This is a genomic window from Ruegeria sp. BHSB064 (assembly GCF_059613205.1).
The window spans coordinates 1-22217 of sequence record NZ_JBXWSB010000051.1 but is presented as its reverse complement, the minus strand read 5'-3'; the positions used below and the strand labels follow the sequence as shown (position 1 = coordinate 22217).

The 22217-nt window shown below is 54.9% G+C and carries 20 protein-coding genes; 10 read left to right on the top strand and 10 right to left on the bottom strand.

Translation table 11 applies throughout. The features are described 5' to 3' along the window. The first annotated feature begins 49 nt into the window (after nucleotides 1-49). Genes AC2FNU_RS13265 through AC2FNU_RS13235 form a run of 7 tightly spaced genes read left to right on the top strand, consistent with a single transcriptional unit; the run spans nucleotide 50 to nucleotide 7572 of the window. The gene (locus AC2FNU_RS13265) at nucleotides 50-730 is read left to right on the top strand and encodes a CDP-alcohol phosphatidyltransferase family protein (protein WP_496789037.1); all 681 of its coding nucleotides are present in this window, start codon (nucleotides 50-52) and stop codon (nucleotides 728-730) included. Beyond that, nucleotides 727-2340 (top strand): sulfatase-like hydrolase/transferase, encoded by a 1614-nt coding sequence (locus AC2FNU_RS13260; protein ID WP_496789033.1) that lies wholly within the window; start codon nucleotides 727-729, stop codon nucleotides 2338-2340. Before AC2FNU_RS13265 ends, AC2FNU_RS13260 begins: the two co-directional genes overlap by 4 nt. Continuing rightward, on the top strand, nucleotides 2337-3242 hold the full coding sequence (locus AC2FNU_RS13255; RefSeq protein ID WP_496789028.1) for a lysylphosphatidylglycerol synthase transmembrane domain-containing protein: 906 nt from the start codon (nucleotides 2337-2339) through the stop codon (nucleotides 3240-3242). Before AC2FNU_RS13260 ends, AC2FNU_RS13255 begins: the two co-directional genes overlap by 4 nt. After that, entirely contained in the window at nucleotides 3239-4234 is a 996-nt protein-coding gene (locus AC2FNU_RS13250) for an ABC transporter substrate-binding protein (RefSeq protein ID WP_496789026.1), read from the top strand. Before AC2FNU_RS13255 ends, AC2FNU_RS13250 begins: the two co-directional genes overlap by 4 nt. A gap of 15 nt (nucleotides 4235-4249) precedes the next feature. Beyond that, entirely contained in the window at nucleotides 4250-4996 is a 747-nt protein-coding gene (locus tag AC2FNU_RS13245) for an ABC transporter ATP-binding protein (protein ID WP_496789023.1), read from the top strand. Then, complete coding sequence (locus AC2FNU_RS13240; protein WP_496789019.1) at nucleotides 4997-6529, top strand: ABC transporter permease; 1533 nt, start codon at nucleotides 4997-4999, stop codon at nucleotides 6527-6529. Then, a complete protein-coding gene (locus AC2FNU_RS13235) occupies nucleotides 6526-7572 on the top strand; it encodes a glycosyltransferase family 4 protein (protein ID WP_496789014.1) in 1047 nt (348 codons plus the stop codon). Before AC2FNU_RS13240 ends, AC2FNU_RS13235 begins: the two co-directional genes overlap by 4 nt. A gap of 163 nt (nucleotides 7573-7735) precedes the next feature. On the opposite strand, the gene AC2FNU_RS13230 is transcribed toward AC2FNU_RS13235, so the two are convergent. From AC2FNU_RS13230 to AC2FNU_RS13210, 5 genes are all read right to left on the bottom strand, one after another. After that, nucleotides 7736-8848, bottom strand: a complete 1113-nt coding sequence (locus AC2FNU_RS13230; protein WP_496789010.1) for a CobW family GTP-binding protein — start codon at nucleotides 8846-8848, stop codon at nucleotides 7736-7738. Nucleotides 8849-8988: 140 nt separating this feature from the next. Beyond that, the gene (locus AC2FNU_RS13225) at nucleotides 8989-9516 is read right to left on the bottom strand and encodes a flavin reductase family protein (protein ID WP_496789008.1); all 528 of its coding nucleotides are present in this window, start codon (nucleotides 9514-9516) and stop codon (nucleotides 8989-8991) included. A gap of 96 nt (nucleotides 9517-9612) precedes the next feature. Next, nucleotides 9613-10776 carry an LLM class flavin-dependent oxidoreductase gene (locus tag AC2FNU_RS13220; protein WP_496789005.1) on the bottom strand — a complete coding sequence of 388 codons (1164 nt, stop codon included), beginning with the start codon at nucleotides 10774-10776 and terminating at the stop codon, nucleotides 9613-9615. A 209-nt stretch (nucleotides 10777-10985) separates the two neighbouring features. Beyond that, nucleotides 10986-11861 (bottom strand): AraC family transcriptional regulator, encoded by an 876-nt coding sequence (locus AC2FNU_RS13215; protein WP_496789003.1) that lies wholly within the window; start codon nucleotides 11859-11861, stop codon nucleotides 10986-10988. Between the two features lie 241 nt (nucleotides 11862-12102). Continuing rightward, the gene (locus AC2FNU_RS13210) at nucleotides 12103-12786 is read right to left on the bottom strand and encodes a DnaA N-terminal domain-containing protein (protein ID WP_496788999.1); all 684 of its coding nucleotides are present in this window, start codon (nucleotides 12784-12786) and stop codon (nucleotides 12103-12105) included. Nucleotides 12787-13254: 468 nt separating this feature from the next. Here AC2FNU_RS13210 and AC2FNU_RS13205 point away from each other — a divergent pair, with 468 nt between their 5' ends. Together AC2FNU_RS13205 and AC2FNU_RS13200 are read left to right on the top strand one after the other, a co-directional pair. Further along, nucleotides 13255-14562 carry an AAA family ATPase gene (locus AC2FNU_RS13205; RefSeq protein WP_496788997.1) on the top strand — a complete coding sequence of 436 codons (1308 nt, stop codon included), beginning with the start codon at nucleotides 13255-13257 and terminating at the stop codon, nucleotides 14560-14562. Beyond that, entirely contained in the window at nucleotides 14559-15668 is a 1110-nt protein-coding gene (locus AC2FNU_RS13200; RefSeq protein WP_496788992.1) for a ParB/RepB/Spo0J family partition protein, read from the top strand. Before AC2FNU_RS13205 ends, AC2FNU_RS13200 begins: the two co-directional genes overlap by 4 nt. A 994-nt stretch (nucleotides 15669-16662) precedes the next feature. Here AC2FNU_RS13200 and AC2FNU_RS13195 read toward each other — a convergent pair. The 3 genes from AC2FNU_RS13195 to AC2FNU_RS13185 are packed head-to-tail and all read right to left on the bottom strand — an operon-like array spanning nucleotide 16663 to nucleotide 19347. Next, nucleotides 16663-17991 (bottom strand): sensor histidine kinase, encoded by a 1329-nt coding sequence (locus tag AC2FNU_RS13195; protein ID WP_496788987.1) that lies wholly within the window; start codon nucleotides 17989-17991, stop codon nucleotides 16663-16665. Then, a complete protein-coding gene (locus AC2FNU_RS13190; protein ID WP_496788983.1) occupies nucleotides 17991-18650 on the bottom strand; it encodes a response regulator transcription factor in 660 nt (219 codons plus the stop codon). The genes AC2FNU_RS13195 and AC2FNU_RS13190 overlap by 1 nt, the downstream gene beginning before the upstream one ends. A 37-nt stretch (nucleotides 18651-18687) precedes the next feature. Next, nucleotides 18688-19347: a PepSY domain-containing protein gene (locus tag AC2FNU_RS13185; protein ID WP_496788981.1), complete on the bottom strand. Its 660-nt coding sequence runs from the start codon at nucleotides 19345-19347 to the stop codon at nucleotides 18688-18690. Nucleotides 19348-19539: 192 nt separating this feature from the next. On the opposite strand from AC2FNU_RS13185, the gene AC2FNU_RS13180 reads away from it, so the two are divergent. Then, nucleotides 19540-20649, top strand: coding sequence for a hypothetical protein (locus tag AC2FNU_RS13180; RefSeq protein WP_496788977.1), 1110 nt, complete (start codon nucleotides 19540-19542; stop codon nucleotides 20647-20649). A gap of 231 nt (nucleotides 20650-20880) precedes the next feature. Here AC2FNU_RS13180 and AC2FNU_RS13175 read toward each other — a convergent pair whose 3' ends face one another. Together AC2FNU_RS13175 and AC2FNU_RS13170 are read right to left on the bottom strand one after the other, a co-directional pair. Beyond that, complete coding sequence (locus tag AC2FNU_RS13175; RefSeq protein WP_171186508.1) at nucleotides 20881-21069, bottom strand: hypothetical protein; 189 nt, start codon at nucleotides 21067-21069, stop codon at nucleotides 20881-20883. An 857-nt stretch (nucleotides 21070-21926) separates the two neighbouring features. Beyond that, the coding region (locus tag AC2FNU_RS13170) for an arylsulfotransferase family protein (protein WP_496788968.1) at nucleotides 21927-22217 on the bottom strand (291 nt) is incomplete at its 5' end.

The window sequence follows — 22217 nt, the reverse complement described above, 5'->3', positions numbered from 1 at the left end:
GACATTCATGTTTGGCGGTGGTTTTTACAACGCGACGAGGCCTGTAGAGGTGGAACCACCCGTCGCCAACCTGTGCCTGGCCAGCGCGGGCATTGCTCTTGCACTGGCAGGTTGCTCATTGCTGGCGTTTGGTTCCGTATTTCCCCCGTTGCTCGTCTTTGGGGTCGTCGTTGGTTTGCTAATCCCCGGGTTGCGTCAAACCTACCCTCATGAAGTGTTGGGTCTGTGCAATCTTGTAACCCTCACCCGCGCTGCAATGGTTGCGTTTTTGGCTGGCACTGTGGTCGCGCCAACCGTGAACCCTTGGCTGGTATTTGTGGTGGCAACAGTCGCATTCGCATTGGATGGCGTAGACGGCTGGTTGGCACGGCGATCAAAGCTGACATCCCGATTTGGTGCCCGGTTTGATATGGAAACGGACGCGTTGTTGGGCGCAGTCCTTTCTGTGTGGCTTTTGGTATCGGGGACAACAGGCCCGGAAATTCTGGTTCTTGGTTTCATGCGCTATGCCTTCTGCGCAGCAAGTTTGTTTCTGCCCGCATTGCGGGCTGACCTTCCCGAGGCGTTCCGTCGAAAAGCAATCTGCGTTATACAAATCGGCGCGTTAGTCACGCTCCTGTTTCCGTTGACACCAGCAACAGCGTATTTGCCGATATCTTTCTTGGCTGCGATACTGCTCGCATGGTCCTTCTTTGTGGACATCAAATGGCTTCTTGGGCACGCTGAATGAGGCAGGCACTTTTCCTTGCTATAGGTGCTTTGGCTGTTTTTGCCGTTCTCGCCCTGCCAAACCATCCAAGCGCCCTTGGGTGGGGGGCGGTGATGCGCTGCCCACTCGAACTGCCCGTGATGCTATGTCTGGCGGTGGTACTGGGTCGGCGCTTGATCATCGTGCACGCGCTCGCGCTGGCTTTGTTGGCTGTTACTGTTTTGAAGCTCGCCGACTATGCAATGTTCAGCGCGTATGACAGGCCGTTTAATCCGGTCGTGGATATGCCTTTGATCGCCTCAGGGTTCTCATTCGCCCGCGACAGCCTTGGTTTGGTTGTATTTGGTTTTGCAGTGTCCTTGGCCATTTTGTCTCTGGTCCTGCTTTACGTTTTACTGGTCCGGGGCCTTGCCGCTTGGGCGTCACTTGGACAAAACGCAAAAACAGGATTAGCAGCAGCATTGATCGGTGTCGGCTGCGCCGGATGGGCTGTCGCGGATGCGGGTCATCACCTCAGTTACTGGAAGTTGGAAACCAGCCCGCCGGGGACCACATGGACCTCTCGGCTAGCGTTAAATCGCGCTGAGCAAATACAGAAAACAACCAAGGATTTGGCCGAGTTTCGCAAAGCCGCAGGTTCAGATACCTATGCCAATCAGTCCGGATTGTTGAACACGCTTGATGGGCGGGATGTGCTTCTGATCTGGATTGAAAGCTACGGGCGGGCGAGCTTTGACAACCCGCTATACGCGCCAACACATCTTACGACGCTGCGGTCTGCTCAGGCGGAAATCGCCGGTGCGGGCCTTGCCATGAAAAGCGGTTGGCTGACCTCGCCCACGGCAGGCGGACAAAGCTGGTTGGCGCATGGAACCCTGGGATCCGGTTTGTGGACTGCCGATAACGGGCGTTATCAGGCGATGATCGACAGTGGTCGAAAATGGCTGTTTCATATCGCGCAGGAGGCGGGGTATCGGACTGCCGCTGTCATGCCTGCAATCACAAAGGACTGGCCCGAAAGCCGGGCGATGGGGTTTGACCTAGTTTTCGATGCGGCCCAAATCCCCTATGCGGGCAAGAGTTTTCGCTGGGTCACGATGCCCGACCAATTCACCCTGGCAGCGTATCCCAACCTTTTGCCGCCGGACCCAAGACCTGATTTTGTCCAGATCGCGCTGATCTCCTCCCACGCGCCTTGGACACCAATAGCTGACGTGATCCCTTGGCTGGACGTAGGCGACGGCACCGTGTTCAACAAGATGGCCGCGCGCGGACCGACACCCGAAGTGTTGTGGAAAGACCGAGATGCCGTGCGCGACGCGTACCGCAGATCGTTGGACTACGTTTTGCAGGTGGTTTTTTCCCATGTTCTTCAACTTGCCGACGATGCTCCACTTGTCATTGTCGCAGGGGATCATCAGGCCGCTGGCTTTGTATCCGGCAGTGACAACAAGGATGTGGCCGTACATATGATCGGACCCCACAAAGTCTTGGATCACATCGACCATTGGGGGTGGACCGATGGGCTAATCCCCTCGTCCGATGCACCGGTTCGCCGAATGGACAGGTTTCGGGATGACTTCATCGCAGCCTTCTCTGACAGGACCTCAACCGCAATGGTGACACAATGAACCGGTGGTGGGTCAGGTTGGGCGTATCACTCACCGTGATTGTTGCTGTGCTTTGGTGGACAGACGCCGCGCGTGTCGCTGCGCATTTGCGGGCGCTCGATCCGGAATGGATTGGGCTTTCAATCTTTGCTGCAACCGGCGCAACGCTTTCGATGGCATACCGATGGCAGCTTACAGCACGCGCGTTGGATATTCGGTTTGATTACCCTTTTGCCCTGCGCGAATACTATATCGCGCAGCTGGTGAATATGGTTCTGCCCGGCGGCGTTCCGGGGGATGTGACACGTGCGGTTCGGGCGCGGAAGAAAGCAGACCTTAAACGCTCAGCTCAATCGGTTGTGGCTGAACGTCTGCTGGGACAAGTCGCGATCATGGCCGTTCTTTTTCTGGGCGTCAGTGCTGCGCTAATGTGGCCCGAAGGCTTCGATCATCCTGCGCTGAGCATGACAGTTCTTGCTGTGTTGCTATCCGCTCTACTCGTGGTGAGCCTTGTATCTCTTGCCCTTCCATCAATTGGGAGGTTCCTTGTCTTCCTGATCAGGCTACAACACCAAACGGTCTTTGTTTTGGTTGGCTTCGTCAGCTCTGGGTGTCTGATACTAGGCTTCTACGCATCAGCCAGAGCAGTTGGTGTCATCATACCAGCAGGCAGCTTGTTCATCGTCATTCCCCTGATCTTGACCGCTATGCTGATCCCTCTGTCCATTGGCGGCTGGGGTTGGAGAGAAGGGGCCGCTGCCGCCCTGTTTCCAATGATAGGCGCGTCATCCAGTGGGGGTGTCGCTTCAGGCATCACCTACGGTGCCGTCATCCTGATCGCCGCATTACCAGCCACCGCAATATTGCTGTGGCCAAGAAAAATAGAACCACCTCCATTAACAGGGAACAGACATTCACCATGACACAACCAGCCCACCTTACGCGCCGTTTCTTCCTTCAGACCGGAGCAGCGGGTTTTGCCGCTTCTGCATCCGGGTTGCCTGCGTTAGCGGCCAATTTACAACCTGTGAATTTCCAGCTGTCCTGGCTGCATTCCGTGCAGTTCGGCGGAAGTTACATCGCCAAGAACAAAGGATATTGGTCCGATCTGGGTTTGGATGTCTCACTTGCCCAAGGCGGTCCAAACGCGCCTGTCGAGCCGCCCGTGGTTTCAGGAACAGCTCTGGTCGGGATATCCGCTGCGGACTATACCGCCGCCGCTGTGGCGCAAGGCGCGCCGTTCAAAATCATCGCCGTTGCAATGCAAAAGAATCCATTCGCGATTGCATCGCTTGCGGCCAACCCGGTGAACGAACCCGCGGATCTGATTGGCAAGAAGATCGGCATGGCCGTGGCGAATACGCCCGTGTTGCAAGCCTTGTGTACGTTGAACGGGATAGACATTGATCAAATTGAAATCGTCCCGACCCAATATGACCCCGCCCCTCTTGTCAGCGGCCAGGTGGATTGCCTGCTGTGTTGGGAAACAGATTTACCTGTCGCCATGACCGTGCAGGGCGTGGACAACACCACCATGCTCATGGCTGATTATGGTTATGCCGTGCATTCCCAAACCTATATCGCCACCGAAGATTCCCTTGCCCAGAAGCGAGCAGAGCTTGTGTCTTTGCTGAAAGGCGAAGTCATGGGGTGGAATGATTATCACAAAGACACCGACGCCGCCGCCCAGTTGACGCTGGAGATGTTCCCTGATGCTGGTCTGGATCTCGCCGCGCAAAAGCTGCAGGCCGCGCGCCAAGTGCCGCTGATGTTCTCGAACCTGACGGCCGAGTTCCGCTTCGGTTGGTTCACCGACGAGACTGTGGCGGCCAATGTCGAAACACTCGCACTGTTAGGTCGAAACGTTACTCCTGACCTTTGGGACAGGTCGCTGCTGGAAGAGGTGTATGGCTGACCCGAGGGCTGACGCGTGACCACGCCCGGAATCTCTTGCACCAACATCCGGAAGAGTTTTGATCGCACAGAGGCTGTGTCTGAGCTTTCGATTGACTTTCGATCCGGTCAGACAACGGCGTTGGTTGGGCCGTCCGGCTGTGGGAAATCCACCATTTTGCGGATGATCGCCGGGCTGGAAACGCCCGATACAGGGCAGATCGCAATAGACGGGGAAACACCAAAGCAGGTCGCCCGTCGCGGGGGGCTTGCCATGGCGTTTCAGGATCCATCGCTGCTGCCATGGCGAACTGTGAGAGCCAACATCGCTTTGGGTGCGGAACTCACCCGCAAACCGGCGGATCGCGTGGATGACCTGATCGGACTTGTCGGGCTGGACGGGTTTGCCAACCATCGGCCTGCGGAACTTTCGGGTGGCATGCGCCAGCGCACCGCCATAGCACGCAGCCTGATTTCAGAGCCGGAAGTCCTGCTTCTGGATGAACCATTCGGCGCTGTCGATGCGATCACCCGCCGCCGGTTGAATCGGGACCTCCCGCCATTGTGGCGTCAACGCCAAACGACAACACTTCTCGTTACGCATTCCGTGGAAGAGGCCGTTTTACTATCGGATCGCGTGATCGTGCTGTCACCTCGGCCTGCACGTATCTTGGCCGATATTCAGGTTGATATTCACCGAGACCGCGCCGTTTCCCCTGCAACTTCTCCAGAGTTTCAGGCTTTTACAATGCAGGTTCTTGCCGCGTTGGAGGAGGCCGAGTAGATGGCGCCGGGACGCACAATGCTGGGCGTTTTGCTTGCGCTTCTGGTCTGGGAAGGTTTGGCGCGCGTTCAGCCAAACAGCGTTCTGATCAGCGGACCGTTTGATATCGCAGAATATATCGCTGATCATTCCGGCCTGCTTTTCAGGGCTGCGATCGAAACCTCCATAAATGCAGCACTTGGGTTTTTTTGGGGGAACCTTGCGGCGGTTGCCCTGGCCTGTCTCGTGATTTTGGTACCAAAGTCAGAATGGATGGTCTCAGCACTCGCCCTGGTGGTGTTTTGCATCCCGTTGATCGCGAGCGGCCCGATTTTGCGGGTTCTGTTTGGGCCCGGGGCTGGACCACAAATCACCTTGGCAGCATTGGCGGTTTACTACACCACATTCCTCGCTTTGGTCGTTGGTCTCCGGGCGATCTCGCAAAGTTGGACAGATTTGATGGCTGTCTACGGCCGGGGCCGCCTGTCAACATTATTCGTTGTGCGATTCAGAGCCAGCTTGCCTTACCTGTTTGTGGGATTGCAGATCGCGGCCCCAGCTGCCTTTCTGGGTGCAATGATAGGAGAGTTCACAGGTGCCGAGCGCGGATTGGGTGTTTTGACCTTGAGGGCGATGCGCGGTCTTCAAACGGATGCAACCTGGGCGCTGGCGGTCATTTCGGCGTCGCTGGCTATGCTCGGGTATGGATGTGTTGGCCTGATCAAAGGCAAACTGACACCGCACGCACCAACCATACTTCTTTCAACTCCAAACCCGGCATCGGGCCACTCTCTTTTCACACAAACGATCAGCGTTTTAGCCATCGCTGGCCTGATCTTGATTTTGTGGCAGGGAACGATGGATTTGTTCAACCTGAGCTCGTTTTTCGCCAAGCGGCCTGCAGACATCTTGGGTTTCGTTTCGAACCCCAATAACCTGAACACCTTGCTGACTGCACTTGGTGAAACTCTGGCATTTGCGATCCCCGGCTATCTTGCCGGTTTAGCACTAGGAGCCGGTTTGGCTGTCACTTTAATGCTCTGGCCACCCATGGCGCAGGCCGTAATGCCAACGGCCATCGCCTTACGCGCTGTGCCGATCATCACCACTGCACCATTGTTGGTTCTGGCATTTGGACGCGGCTTTGTTGGAACCGTTGCAATTGTCGCTGTGATGATTTTCTTTCCCACGCTCGTCGCCTGCTTGCAGGGTCTGCGCCAAACCCCGGCCCAAATTGTCGATCTCTTTGACAGTTACGGGGCCAGCCGGTTGAAGCTGCTCCAATCCGCTCAGATCCCGGCCATGTTGCCCGCTTTGTTTGCCTCTGCCCGCATGGCGGTGCCAGCCGCCCTGTTGGCTGTTACGACCGCAGAATGGCTGGCAACGGGACGCGGCATAGGCGTGTTGATGGCGCTGACGGCAAGCACGTCCGATTACAACATGCTTTGGTCAAGCGTTGTCCTTCTGTGCCTTGCTGCAGTCACCGCATACGCGGGCGTTGCATGGTGCGAGAAGCAGGTTCTGCGCGTTTATGCGAGCGAGCAATTGAAATGACCGAGGCCATTTTTGCAATCCCAGGTGACAAAGACCAGCGCACCGGCGGGTTCATCTATGAAGCCACCGTGTTGCGGATTCTAAACGAGATCGGTTGTAAAACCGAACATCTGCAACTGCCAGACAGCTTCCCCAACCCAACCCAAGACGAAATGACAGAGGCGTTGAACGCCCTGCAAGCGGTACCCGAAACATGCCCGATTATCCTTGATGGATTGGTATTTGGGGCCATCGATCCAGAAGGCTTGGAGAGGGTAAGCGCCCCAATCATTGCGATGATACATCACCCACTTGGGTTGGAATCCGGTTTGCCAAGGGATCGGGCAGAGTTCCTTGTCGAAAACGAAACTGCAGCGATCCGGCATGCAGCCCATGTCATCGTTCCCAGCCCAGAAACTGCGCGGGTTTTGGTCAATCAGTTCGATGCTGATCCGGATTTGATAACCGTTGCTCCACCGGGTTTTGACCGCCCGGTCGTCCAAAAAAGCCCAACGTCCCCTCCGTTAATCTTGTCGGTTGGTCTGCTGGCCCAGCGCAAAGGGCATGACACGTTGTTACGCGCGCTTGCCACAATCACAGACCTGGAATGGCAGGCTGTAATCGTTGGTAAAGAACACGATCGACAGACCGCGAATGCACTTTATTCCCTGTCAAAAACCCTCAGCCTGACCGAGCGTGTGACTTTCGCCGGAGAATTGGACCAAGCCTCTTTGACCGATTTGTTCAACACTGCAAGCCTGTTCGCGCTCGCGACTCGATACGAAGGCTACGGTATGGTCCTGAGCGAAGCGATGATGTTCGGGCTTCCGGTCGTTTCCTGCGATGTGGGTGCTGTCCCTGAAACGGTCGGTGACGCAGGAGTTTTGTCACCACCCGAAGACGCTGCGGCGTTTGGAGCAAACCTGCGATTGATACTCGAAAATCAAGGAACGCGAACGCGATTGGGGCGGTTGTCAGAGCGAAAGTCAAAGTTTCTGCCATCGTGGCGCGATACAGGTGAAACTTTCGCACACGTGATTAGGCTCAGAATACAAAGCACTTAAATGACGAGCGTAACGAAGGCTATGGCTGAGAAAGAGACCTCTGGAGATCGATCATTTCTGGTTGCCACATGGCACCAACCTTTGAGCGTGCAAGATATGAGAGACCCAGCGCCTTAACCCTGCCCGTTTGGATTTAGATTCTGTTCCTGTCTATCTCCGGTGATTACGGTACGGTCAAGTTACGCTCGGCAGAGCCGTTGCGAAGCAAATCTAGGCTTCGCTGTATCTCGGGTCGGCTCAGGTTGCGGCCAATCAACACGATACGGGTCTGCCGGTCATTGCCGGTCCAGTTCTTCAACGGAACAGGTGGGTCAAAGATGTGCTGAACACCATGGAACGCAAACGGCGTCTCGATCCCTTCGAGAAACAAGATGCCTTTCACGCGCAGGATGTCGTGACCCTTGTAAGCAATCAATGTGTCAAACCACTTGTCAAAAACTGCGTCATCCAACGCCTCGTCCAGAACAATCGAAACAGACGAGATATCAGTGTCATGACGGCTAAACTCGGATGTCGTAACAGGTTTTGAGACGGACGTTACTGTCAACCCCGAAAGGTTGCCCAGTGGATCGTCGGCAACCTTGGGTGTGGTCCAGGAAATAGCCTCGTGTTGACGCGTTTCCTCCCGCATGCTTGTCAGGTTCCAAAGACTCTTCAGATCGAATTCTCGGCCGGACCGGTGAAGAATGTCGGCCGTCGGATTCAGATCGCGTAGCCTGTCAGTAACGGCTTTCGCGGAAGTTTCGGAAACAAGGTCTGTTTTGCTCAGCACGATCAGATCGGCCATCGCGACCTGCGATACGGCCTCGAATTGGGTATCCAGTGTCGCGGGGCCGTTCACAGCATCCACGACCGTAACGACACCGTCCATACGCGTATTGCGCGCAAGAAATGAATCCACCAGCAGCGTCTGAAGGATCGGTCCCGGATCTGCCAGCCCCGTGGTTTCAATCACCACCCTGTCAAAGTTGAGCATACCTTCATCCCGCCGCGCGAGCAGTTTGACAAAACTGTCCGACAGATCACCACGGATAGAACAACATAAACACCCTGATGACATCAGCATGACATCGCCGTCCACCGTTTCAATCAGGTCATGGTCCAGCCCCGCTTCACCAAACTCATTCACTATGACCGCAATGCGCCCCGAAGATGAATCCGACAGCACTTGATTCAGCAACGTTGTTTTCCCTGCCCCCAGAAAACCAGTCAGCAACGTCACGGGAACGCGCAGGTCGTCAGTTTGCTTTGGCTGAGTTTGGGAGGCATGGGTCATAAACATCGCAAGCTCTGTTTTGTAATAACATTACATCACTAAAGCGATTCAATTGGGCTGTCCAGTCAGGCAGAGACCAGAACGATCAAGCGACCCGGGAAAGGAACGGACAAGCCAAAGACCAACGCCTTTGGCCCTCTTCACTGATCGGTCACTGGACGATCAAGCGCGCCGAAGGTGCTATGGAAATAGAACAGTGATCCGGTACTCTCATTTTGTCGGATATTCACCACGCGACCAATCATGAGCCTTTGATTGCCACAGGGGTGCACATCTTCGACAGCGCATTCCATGCACACAGAGAAATCCGGCAGGATCGGAAGCCCTTGCGTGCCAGCCTGCCATTCCAAATCCCTGAACTTGTCATCGCTGCGGCCGGCGAAATGCGCGGCAATCTCTTTTTGCTCGTCGCGCAGAATGTGAACCGCATAGAACCGTGCGCGCGCAAAGCTCTCGAAGCTGCGCGATTTGGGTCCAATCGTCCAAAGCACCATCGGCGGCGACAGTGCAGCCGAAGTAAAGCTGTTTGACGTCAGCCCAATTGGCCGCCCCTCAATGTCCAAAGCGGTGACAATCGCGACACCTGTGGGAAAGTGACCGCAGGCTTGGCGGAACGCCGTTTCGTCCACGGATTCGTGTTCCGAAGCCGTTGTTTTTGGGGTGTTCATAACTGTGCAACCTTGCGTGGGAAAGAGCCACGCGCGCGACATTGCGCAGCGCGTGACTATTTACGTCTTGGCATTAAAGGCGATAAAATCTTTGCCTTAGCCTGCGGTACCGGTTTCTTTCTCATACCGTTCCGTGGCTTCGGCCACTGCCTTCAGTTGCTTTTCTGCCAACCCATCGCGGCGCGCTTGCGCGCGGTCGGCGGCTGCCTGCAAACCGCCACCGGAAGACTGGAAATGCGGCATGACTTCGCGCGCAAAAAGCTCGAAGCTTTTTGACGTCGCCGCCTTGTTCGCCCAGTTATGCGCAAGCGTCAGGTAAGCACCGAACCCGCCATTGCTTTGTTCGACAAGTTCGTTGATCTGCTTGACCATCATCTCGGGTGTGCCGATCACGCCGAGACCGCCATTCACGAAATCAATCATCTCATCCAGATTGCCACCTTCGACGGCCATCTGTGGGAAGGCTGCCACATTCTGGAAATACCTGAACCATTGGGTCATGCCGTATTTCACATCTTCACGGGCCTGTTCTTCGGTTTCCGCAAGGTGCATCAACCCGACCAGCCGCCATTTCGCGCGATCCGCGACCTGACCATGTTCTGCCGCAGCCTGTTCCTGAATGGTCCAGTGATGCGCAAGAACATCCATGCCCACGGCAACGGTCGCACCCAAAGACAACAGACCAGCCCCGTAGCGCCCGGCAAGTTTTGCTCCGGAAGGTGAGGCAACGGCAGCAACAGCCAGATCGAACAACGGATCGGAATACGGACGCAGATGCAACCGCGCATCTTTCAACGTCAGGCGATCAGACTGGTAGTTGACCGGTTCGTCCGTCGTCAGCAGTTTATAGGCAATATCAATGTATTCCTCAAAGATCGGGCGCATCTGCTGAGGTTCGAGGCCAAGCATGGATGCATCCGTAGGCAGGGCACCCGGACCCATACCGAACATCACGCGCCCACGCGTAAGATGGTCCAGCAGAACCATGCGCTCTACTGTCCACAGGGGGTTATGATAGGGCATCGACACGACGCCCGTGCCCAGTTTGATGCGCTGTGTGCGCTCGGCGGCGGCCATGATGAAAATCTCAGGGGATGCGATGATCTCGCTGCCAGCAGAATGATGTTCCCCGATCCACGCCTCATCATAGCCCAGCGTGTCCAGATGCTGGAGCAGTTCAAGATCGTCTTCCAGTGAAATCGTAGGGTTATGCCCCGGCGCGTGAAACGGAGCCATGAAAATCCCGAAGTTCATCCGCATAGGTATCCTCCCGTTAAGTCCATGCGGCGCTGCTTGCGCGCAGCGCAATTTTGTGCCGTTGACTGGGGATCACCCGAAACGTCAGAGCACAAGATCCGTTAAGTCAATCAAGCTGGCCCGATAAACTCTTGGAGGATTCCGTGAATTTCTTGCACAATCTTGCACAGGCTCGCGTTATCCCTGCCCTGCGGGCGGACGGGGAAAACAGTTCACGTTCTGCGCAAAGATCCTGGTGTCACGCCCTTTAATTTCTTGAACACGCGGTTCATGTGCGGTTGGTCATAAAACCCGCAATCCAAAGCGATGTTCTTTATGGGTTTGCGCGTGTTGCGCAATTGGGAAATCGCACGTTCCACCCGTTGCGTCAGGACATAGTCGTGAAAGGAATGCCCAAAGGTCGATTTGAACTTGCGCATAAAGTTCCAATCCCCCAGGCCCATTTCGGCCGCAGCTTGCTCGTAAGACAATTTCTCGCGCAACTGGTCCTGAACAAAAGCAACAACGCGTTTTGTTTCAGTGCGCGAGAGTTTGCCAATGCGTGCGGCAGAACCAAATCGGGTCTCAGCATATTTCCGCAGCAGTCGCACCGACATTTCCCGTGCGGCGGCTTCGACGATCAAGGAACCGCCAACACTGTTTTCCCCAACCTCGGTCCTGATAACCGAAACACATCTGGAGATACCGGGGTCACGCGCTTTCAGCGTATCCCGTAAGCGAATGTCGCGGACGTCCTGTTCGTAAACTTCGTTGGCCACGCTCTCGACCAGTTCCGAGCTTAGATACACATGAGACACTTCAACCGTTTCGGACCACGCCCATTCCGAGCGGTCGGACTTGTTCAAGAGTGTTAGATCTCCCACGCCAAGACAGTAATCGCTCCAAGTGTTTCCCACTTTTCGCTGCACAGGTGTGCGGCCTCTGTCATAGGCAATGACCAGGAAATCTTCCATCGGCGGCAACTCGATTTCCATCCCAAGATGCCGGTAGCTTCGATAGTTGACGCCAGACCAACCGCGCCCATCGCCACTACCCAACAGATTTCCCGGCGCATAGTCCGGGAGCTGCTTATAGGAAATCTCGTTCATTCTCCCTCCTCCTGAGGCTTCGCGCTCAAGAGCTCAACAGGCAATTGGTCGACAAAACTGTCAGATCAGGCACTAGGTGCGTGATTATCTGAACGAGTAAACTATGGCGGTTCGCGGCCTGTCAAGTTTGGCCCTTACAACACAGGGTCAACGGTCAGCCATGTATATAGGGGCTGGAATATGTCGTCGGGGTGGAATGAGGATCTTTGGTGGAAACCCTCCCTTGTCGCGTGGGCCTGTTTCACTCCGTCGATTCCACGCGCACTATTTTGATGCTGGGATCAACCCGGCTGTACGCCGCAAGCAACCGCTGACTCCACTTTTGTGAAATGTAATCAGCCATGAACCGCGATGGAGCTACAAGGGTCACAGACCCCCCTGCCCTTTCAGATTCGGATAGATGCTGAAACCAACTTGCCCAGAGTTCAGGATCTCGACCGTGAAGAATCGATTGAACCTGTGACCAGGTATCACCCTCGCCCACGTCATTGTTTGAGGGTTTGATCGTGAAGGGCACGATGTTGGTTTCCGGTTCCGGCTTATCTGTCATGCGCGCGTAAAAGTCCGAACCTATGACGGGCCAGACCTCTTGCGTGTCGATCATGATCTGTTTGAGGTCAATTTCATACACGGCGACTCTGCCGCGTACAGCAGGTCTTTTGACTTTTACCCACCCTAATGCGCGAAATTTGGACATTTCGCGCTTTACCGTCCTTTCGTTCACTGTCCACAGGCGCGCTATTTCCTCGCGTCCAATCGACAATTCGTTGCTGCGCCAGTTATATCGGGTCGTAATCAAAGCGATGATACGCAGAATACTGCGTTGCCTGTGTTTGTCTCCGGACAACGCGTGAACGGTTAGCGCAGAGAGTATATCGTATTTTAAGGCCGCCGCATTACGCCCGACCGGTTTAGCCAGCTGCATACCCGTTCTCACCGCTCTGTCTGCCTCAGACGGGTTAGTCCCGCCATGTTTGCGCCGTTAGCCAACGCTTTTCGTCACCTTATCCTAATTAGCGTCCAAAGCTTCGATTCTGTCAAGAAGAGTCTGAATTCGGTCGAATTTTCCTGCCACTCGAAATCAAAATAGAAAAAGAATCTGGTGAAGTATTGGTGATGGGGGACATTCTGTTTGACCCCTTATTTGGCCTTTATGTCCCCCTATATGTAGGTTGTTCATCGCAAGTGTCCCCCTAAATGCCGGGGTACCTTCGCACCTGTTCCACTTAGCGCCGCTGTCCGGCCGCCGAATCGATTCCATCCCCAAAAGGCTATGTTTTCTTACCCGTGGGTAAGATTACACTCTCATCATATTTTCTTTTGCGTAAAGTGCAAATCGGTCGTAAATAGAAAACGAACAGAAATTTACGTTCCAAACAAAGAGACCCGAGGCATGTACACGCACGAAGACCTGAACGCATTGCGCAACCAATCCCTCAAGCTGCAGGGTTGGATTCGCCAGCAGACCTTTAGCCCCGAGATGGAGAAGACCCTCCGTCGGTTTTCCAGCTGGGAAGTGTCCGAGCTGATTTTCCGGATCAACCAGTCTACCTTTCGCGGCAAGCTTGCGGCGGATCCGTCCCTTCCCGGTGGCGAGGTCGAGCCCGACGGTCGCCAGCGATGGTTCAGCCTGGAAGAAGTGAATGAGCTGCGCCGCCGCCTTAAGGTAAACCGTAAGTCTCTGATGCCCCCACGCCCGGAAGGCAAGCGCGCCATTCGCGCAGCCGTCGCCAACTTCAAAGGTGGGGCCGGCAAATCGACCGTGGCGCTGCATCTTGCGCATGCATCAGCGCTGGACGGGTATCGTGTTCTGGTGGTCGACTTTGACCCGCAAGCGACCTTGAGCCATTCGATGGGCCTGACAGACGTTGCAGAAGACTACACTGTCTGGGGCATCATGGCGCGTGACCTGATCCGCGAGACAGAGCGTATGAACAACCGTCCCGTCGCCGCCCAATCGGGAACCGCCCTGCCCCGCCGCGAATTACCGCCTGCGATTACGGATATGGGTCTCGGAGACCTGAGGATCTCCGACTTCATTCGCAAGACGTCCTGGTCCACCATCGACGCGATCCCGTCGTGTGCAAATGCAGCCTTCGTCGAGTTTGCCTCGGCCCAATACCGGCACCTCAACCCCGAGTGGTCCTTCTTTGCGGCCGTGTCCCGGTACCTGGATCAGATTCCCGATGACGCGTATGACCTGATCATTTTCGATTGTCCTCCGGCCATTGGGTATCAGTCAATGAACGCGGTATTCGCGGCAGACATGCTGTATATCCCGTCAGGCCCCGGATATTGGGAATACGATTCCACGACATCTTTCATAGGTCAGCTTGCTGAAGCTTTGGAGGATCTGGCTTATGGTTTCGACAAAACCTTACCCACGGGTAAGATCGGCCTGCCAAAAACGTTTTGCGAGCTGCGGTTCTTGCTGACGCGATACGAACCCGGTAACGCCCTTCACCTGGCCATGTTTGAGGCTTTCAAGAAAGTCTTTGGTGAGCACGTCGCCGAACATCCGGTCGAGATGACGCGCGCAGTCGAACAGTCCGGCCGCTTTCTCAGTTCAGTTTATGAGATGGACTACCGAGAGATGACGCGGGAAACATGGCGCCGCGCTCGTTCGACATTTGACAACGTATATGAGGAATTCCGAGGCGTCATGCTGTCGGCCTGGGACAAGCTGGAGGATGAGGCATGAGCCGCAAGCGCAGAATGTTCGATATCGATATACCTGCCATGGACGACATTCCTGTTGGCAAGGTGCCAGACAAAGTTCTGGAAAAGCGCCGCGGTCCGATGGCCGCCGCAATTTCGGAAAACGCCGATGCGTTGCGGGATCAGCAGTCAACGGAAGAAACTATTCGAGCCGAGAACGATGCGCTTGCGCATGAATTGGTTCGCTTGCGGAACGAAGGTCTTGTCACAGAACATGTGGCTTTGACCGACGTTCTGACCGAAAAGCTGACACGAGATCGAAAGCCGGGCCCGGATCCTGAGATGGACGAGCTAAAGGCGTCCATTCGCGATATTGGGTTGTCCAACCCGATCCGGCTTGAACGTCGCGCGGATGGTCGGTTTGAGCTGATTCAAGGGATGCGTCGGCTGTCCGCATATCGGGCTTTGTATGAGGAAACAGGCGAAGAGATATACGCGAAAATCCCGGCCGGTGTTTCTGAGGCCAGTGATCTCGACAACAGTTATCGGCGCATGGTGGATGAAAACCTGATCCGCAAAGATATATCCTTTGCGGAAATGGGCGCATTGGCGCGGGCTTATGCTGAAGATCCGGCGAACGACTGTCCCGATGTAGACAAGGCAGTATCCAAGCTTTTCAAATCAGCAAGCTACACCAAGCGAAGCTATATCCGGTCTTTCGCCAGTTTGTTGATGATGATGGACAAGGTGCTGATGCATCCAAACGAAATTCCGCGAAACGTTGGCGTGGAGCTCAAGCGCAAGTTCGACGCAACGCCGGGATTGGTTCGACGCGTGAGTGATATGCTGATGAGTGAGCCGGATCGTGACGGTGCACGAGAAGTTGAAATCCTCCGATCTTTTCTGGGTGAACAAGAACCCAGCGTGGGCAAAAAACCGGCTGGAGAAAGTACCGGTAAGCCACGGCGGGCGAAGACGACATTCCAGGTATCGGGACGGGCAGGGGTCGCCAAGTGCTCCGCCTCGGGCGGGCGTGTCGAGATAAAATACGATTTGGACTTTACCAGGGTGGACCGAAGCAAATTAGAAGCAGCGATCGCAACTTTCATTGACGCATTGCCAGAGGAAGACGATCTTACCCACGGGTAAGATTTCGGGCCAGCTTGTTCAGCAGGGCGCGGACGCTGGATCGCGCCCTTCTTCTTTAGCTATGTCAGCGGTGGTTTGGGTTCAAGCACAATCGAGGGGCCAGTTGTCAACTTGTGTATCGGTTGAAAATAACGCCTCGAAAGTCGCGTCAGCCAGAAGGTGCGGTGGGTAAAGTCGTAGGTCAGCCAGCTTCGACTTGGTTCCTTTCTCGTTGTGGGTTTGAAGAACAAAACAAGTCAGAGTCAGATTCAGATAGAGAGCCCAATCAAGCTTACGCAATATGCGCCACAAAATTTGAGTGGCATTTTGCGGGTGCCGGGTGAACCAGACCTATTAATCTTAAGGTTCACAGCACACGGAAAGAGCAACACAGAGGTGCAGTAGACCTCCGCGCAATCTCGGTTCTGTCTCATGTAAACCGTTTCCTTTGGTGAGGACGGTCACCTGTTCACAAGGGAAGCGCCTTGCGTTCAGCTGGTAGAGCAGGGCGTAGAATTGCGGCCGAACATTGTGATGCGGTTGAGAGTAGCGGCGAGGGCAGGGGGAAGCGCTTTGCACTGACTGGTTCTACAGCTCACTCACGTCCTCCAACATGTTGGTGGCCAATTCCAGTACCCTTCAACGCATCATTTGTAGTGCGCAAAAAGGCCAAATAATGACCATTAAAGCCCTTCCATTTATCGGGCTTTGGATGGGTTGCGGGCTCAGATGCAAATCATTCGGGTGCGTCGCAAACTTTGAACTGAGATTGACGAGCACGCATGTTTCGAAACCTGTTCCCGGCGAATGGTTTTCGAACAGGTTTAAGTATGATCTTTCTCAAAGCCTGCCAACATGGTCCGAAAGCAGCAATTCCCCAACACCACAACGTCGGGCTTTCGGCTGTTTGCCGAGATCGCAGGGTAGGTGTGTCCGGTAGGTCGCTCGCACTGGCCGTTCTCACAGTTCGCGACACATCCGCGTGAAGGTCAGCGAAAAAAACAGTTCGATATACTCAAGCGTTAATCTTCACTTCGGTGGCCAAGCCACCCAGGCGTTTCGATGTTCTGAGTTCCAGCGTCCCACCGTAGGCGTTCAATAGATCAACGGAAATAGACAGACCCAAACCTGTTCCCTTAACGGAGGTGTCCAGCCGACTGCCGGAACGAAGGACTTCCTCTCGGGCACCATCCGGAATACCGGGCCCGTCATCTTCAACGCAAAGTTCGATACCGCTGTCAGAGCGCCGTGCTGTGATTTGGAATGTTGTCCGGCTCCATTTAAGCGCGTTGTCGAGGAGGTTTCCGATCACTTCCTCGATGTCCTGAGGGTCCATTCGGACGCGAAGTCCAGCCTCGCAATCGGAAACAAGCGTTTTCCCCTCGCGCTCTGCCATGACCGAGAATAGTCGGGACAGTCGCTCGACGGAATTCGACAGGTCGGTCCTGGAATGCGTCAACTCTCCGGTGTTTGATGCACGCATGCGCGCGAGTGAACGGTCGAGTTGAGCTTCAATTCGGTTGAGGGCTTCTTCTGCAGGCTCTGTTTGCGCTCCGGAGTTTGACAGGTCTGCCAATTCGTTACGCAAGATGGCTGCCGGTGTTTTGAGTGCATGTGCCAGATCCGCAGCCTGCTTTCGCGAACCTGAGACTATTTCGCGATTTCGATGCAGCAATTGATTGAGATCTTCCACAAGTGGGGAAACCTCATCCGGATAGTCTTCGGGCTTCAGATCATCGCCTTGATCCCAGCGATGAGTCACATCGGCGCGCAATTTCCGGAGGGGGCCGACAATTGCGGACATCAACAACAGAGAACTGGCCACACCGATCAAACCGACCAGGCCGAAGACCGGAAGCAGGTTTCTTTGTGCGGCGCTGCGTTCGTTGATCAGTTCGCTTCTGCTTTCGGCGACAGTTACGCCCCATTCGGTTCCGTCTTCGAACGTGATCTTTTGATAGACGCTGCGAATAGCTTCACTATCTGGGCCTGTGGTGTTCCAAACGGTTGTTTCGCCACTTGCGCCCAGCGGCTCGGCAATCGTTTCATCGAAAAGCGACGCAGATGTATAGATGGCCCCGTTGCTGTCCGTTACCTGCCAATACCGTCCCGAGTAGGGCGTGCTATAGGCCGGGTCGAAGATCAACTCGCGCAAGGTTTCTGGGTCATCCGTCGCAACGCTGAGACCAACGACAAGTTGGGTGTGGCGGTCCTGCAACGCTCCGTCGAACTGATCCAGGACGCGCGTATTGATGTAGGAAAACACCACCAGCGTGCCGACGCCTACTGACAAAGCACCCGAGGCGATACCTCCGAGTAAGGCCCGTTGGCGCAACGATAGCATCAGGTAGGATCAATCATGTAACCGCGCCCTCTGACCGTGGTGATCAGATCGGAACCCAGTTTCTTTCGAAGGCGCGTGACGAATACGGCAATGGTGTTGGAATCCCGGTCACCATCATATTCGTAGATGTGTTCGGACAATTCTGTGCGCGACACCATGCGACCGATGTTATGCGCCAGATAGGTCAGAACTGCGATTTCTTGCGCGGTCAGATCGACAGGTATGCCTCCAACACTGACCCGACCGTTTCGTGTATCCAATGATACATCCCCCATTTCTATCACGGGGTTCAACTGGCCGCTTTGTCGCCGCAAAATTGCGCGGACCCGTGCCGCCAATTCCGGCATGTGAAACGGTTTGGTCATGTAATCATCCGCACCGGCATCCAGGCCGTCGACACGCTCACTCCATCCATCTCTGGCCGTCAGGATCAAGACCGGAGTTTTGACACCCGTACTACGCCATTCACGTAACACTGAAATACCGTCACGCTCAGGCAGGCCGATGTCGAGGATGATCATGTCGTAAGGCTCAGTCGCCCCCAGATGCAGAGCATCCATACCATTGTTGGCCATGTCCACGACGTGGCCTTCTGTACCCAAAAGCTTTTTGACTTGCTCGCATAGCTGGGGTTCGTCTTCAGCAAGTAGGATTCGCATATCAGAAGGTTACAGCCAATCCGGGCTCAGCATCACTCTATTTTTTGCCGCCACCGTTACCGCCGCCATTGCCGCCACCATTACCGCCACCGTTGCCGCCGCCATTGCCGCCACCGTTACCGCCACCGTTGCCGCCGCCATTGCCGCCACCGTTACCGCCGCCATTGCCGCCGCCGTTGCCGCCACCATTGCCGCCGCCGTTGCCGCCACCGTTGCCACCGCCGTTGCCGCCACCGTTGCCACCGCCGTTACCGCCGCCGTTGCCACCGCCGTTACCGCCGCCGTTGCCACGGTTTCCGCTGTTGCCACGGTTGGCCGAAGCGTTCTGACTGTTATTGCTATTGGCATTGGTTGAATTGGAACGCGCCGCCTTGGAAATCTCACGCCCGACGCTCGAGCGGTTCGAGACGACAGTGCCAGTTCTGGCGTTTACAATGACACTCACGATCTTCCCGCCAGGCTTTTTGACCAGAATGCGGTAATATATCTCGTCCGTTTTAAAAGCACGCGCGTCGACCGGGGTTCCGCCGAAGGTTTTTTCCACGCCTTTTATGACACGCTTCAGCCGGATTGCGCTTCCAGACAACGTTGCCTTGCGCAGCTCAGCCTGTTTGAGTTCGCGTGCGTCAGCCTCCGCCTGCCCTGCGGACATGGCGGTCAACAAAGCCGCAACCAACAAAAACACTTTGGTCTGCATAGGTCTCTCACACACTTTCAAACAAGACTACATGGCCGGAGGTGAACCGATGATGAACAACCAGTTAGCCGTGCGTTCAAGCACCCTCAAGTCAAATGCTGGTAACGAGCGGCGATTCGAATTCGATTCGACCCGATAGAACGCGACGGTCAGCTTCAGCGAACCGCTGTCGCAACGCCTGAGGAGATTGACATGAAAACAACCACTTGCGGACTAATCAGAGCCTCCACAATTGCGATCGCTTTGCTGGGTTCAACGGCCATAGTTGCCACTGTCGCAACGCCTGATTTTGCCTATGCCAAGGAAGGTAAGGGAAATGGTGGTGGAAAAGGCAACGGCGGCGGTAATGGAAACGGCGGCGGTAACGGTGGCGGAAATGGCGGCGGTAAAGGTGGCGGCAATGGCGGCGGTAATGGAAACGGCGCCAAAGGGGACAGCGGAGACAACAGCTCGGCCGGAAACAGCAGCCGTGGAAAAGGAGCCGACAAGAGCCGCGGCGGTTCACAGGCCGGGAAATCCGGGGATCGCACTTCAAAGTCTCAGTCGGCTCGGTCCGGTCAAAGAAAAGGCGGCGGCTTTTCACTGAAAGGCCTGTTCAGTGGTAAAGGGAACGCGCGCAAATCGACGTCTACTTCGAATAAGACCACAACAACCCGGACACAAAACAAGAAGACCGCTCACCGGTCCAAGACGGTCGAAGAGTCATTGCGTCCAGTCACCCGCCCCAAAGGCAATCGTATCGCACATGAACTTGAAGCTCATCCATCTGAGCTGGGCGCGCTGAACGCAGCTAACGCAAGCCCAACTGCGCTGGCCAATGCCTCTCCAAATTCCCGAGTTGGTAGAATCGCCACTTATCGGGACACTGTGCTTGCCGGGGAACCGCTGCGCGAGGACCTGGCGGAAGCGCTGGAGGCACTTGAAGGTTTGGATCCGCCGGAGCGGACTTTGTCCGAAATCGAGAATGATCTGGAAGGCGCATTGAGTGATGTTCAGGACAATCGGGACAAAGTCGAAGAGCTTGAACAAGCGCTGGAAGACGCTGGCGGCACGGATCCGGACATCGAAGCTGAGCTGGAAGAGGCACAGGCTAATCTGGATAGTTCCATTGATGCTGCCAAAGAACTGAATGACGAAAAACAAGCGGCCATCGATTACAATGATGCCGTCGAAGACGTGGATGATCTGACCGAACGCGTTGAAGAACAAAACCTGGCTGAACGAGAAGCTCTGGAAGCTGCGGCGAACAAGCCCGTCACGGATGCAGTTGAAGAGAAAGTCAAATCGCTTTTGGACCTGTAGTCCAAAGCGCGACAAGAACGCGATCACTGAGGGATGCAGTGAAAGACGGGTCAGGTGTTTTCTGGAAGTCGAAACGCCTGACCCAAGTTTGTTTGATCCATCAAAGTTAGCTTTTGAACATCGCGGTGTTGAGCAAAAAGTAATCCCGCCCCAGGCCGGGGCGGGATTCAGATTACAATTCCCTATTTAGGACGAATATCGAGAATTGTTCGGGGGTCTGCTTACTTGCCTTCAGACGTTGCTATGCGCCTCGGATAGCCGTTTATTTTTTATGATTTCTGTCAGTGCATTTTCGATAGGAGGGAAGCGACCATTGCTCGATTTCATCGTGGTTTGCAGACGCTCTTCAGCAGATTTACCAGAGGTCCGCATCGCAGCTGTTGTGCTGCGGTCTTCAGTCACAAAGGCAGGCTTGATCATGCTATTCCCCATGTTTCCACCAAACGAATGACATTTCGTTCGATTTGACCTGCTCACAATGACTCAGCTTGGTTGAACGCACAGAGAATACATTGTTCACGTTCGGTTAATGTTGTTTACAGAATAAGAACAAATGAATTGTCCGGCTGCGCGACCTTTCCATTGCACGTTTCCAACTTGACGGTTTGGCTGGTCCTCACGTGAAAATGTCGTGCCAAACGAGACAATGGGCTCGCAGCGACCATCAGAGCCAACGCAGCATCCTGTGATAATGTATTGCATCAACGTCGGGGTGTCGTTGTGGGCGAGCATGGCGGATCGTGCGGTCAGCCATGGAAACCCCATTCCTACCCGTCATTCGCGCTCTTCGCCCAGCCGGGAACAAAGGTCGCGTTGTAGGTCAATAGCGCCCGCTGAAACCAAAGCATGTCTGGGCGATCCGAGTGCGCTTTGGAATTTCTGAAAGCACCCGAGTCTCTTTTGAGAAATGGATGGAAGATGAACTTGTGGTCCGATCAGTATAACTTTGTTCAGGCCCTTTCCATAAGCGCCTTTACATATCTAAACGCCAGTATGCACGGAATGTTCGGGGCCGGGTTACTTCGTTCGGCTTTGAAGAAAGCGCGTACGGAACCATTCGATGATACGACACTGTGTAACGCAGATAGAAGTACACAGCGTACAGAACTGCATCCTTGGGAAATTGGCGGCCTTAGAGAGAGATCATGCCGAAACCTGTTCGAAAGATATTCAACGGGAACAGGTTTCGAAACATGCGTGCTCGTCAATCTCAGTTCAAAGCTTGCGACTCATCCACCAAACGAAGGCAAATATGACAAAGCCCTGGACGTGCTATTTTAGTGTGTCGCTGGGCAAGACCATACAGTTGGATCAACGTAGCCTGGAGGATAACGTCTTGCTTCTTCAACCAAGGCGGCTGCATGGCTCCCCGTCACGAACACCATCTCCCAGACGATGCGTCCATTCGGCAAGACTTCAAAGACGCGACCCGAAGTACTTTCAGTTACAAGTATGTTCCCGTTTGGAAGAACCTGATGCGCCCCCATAATGAAGCTGAAAAAGAACTGGTCCTGGTTTTGTGGGTAAACTGTTTTTGTCGTTTCGGTAGAAGGTTCGAAGCGCAATAT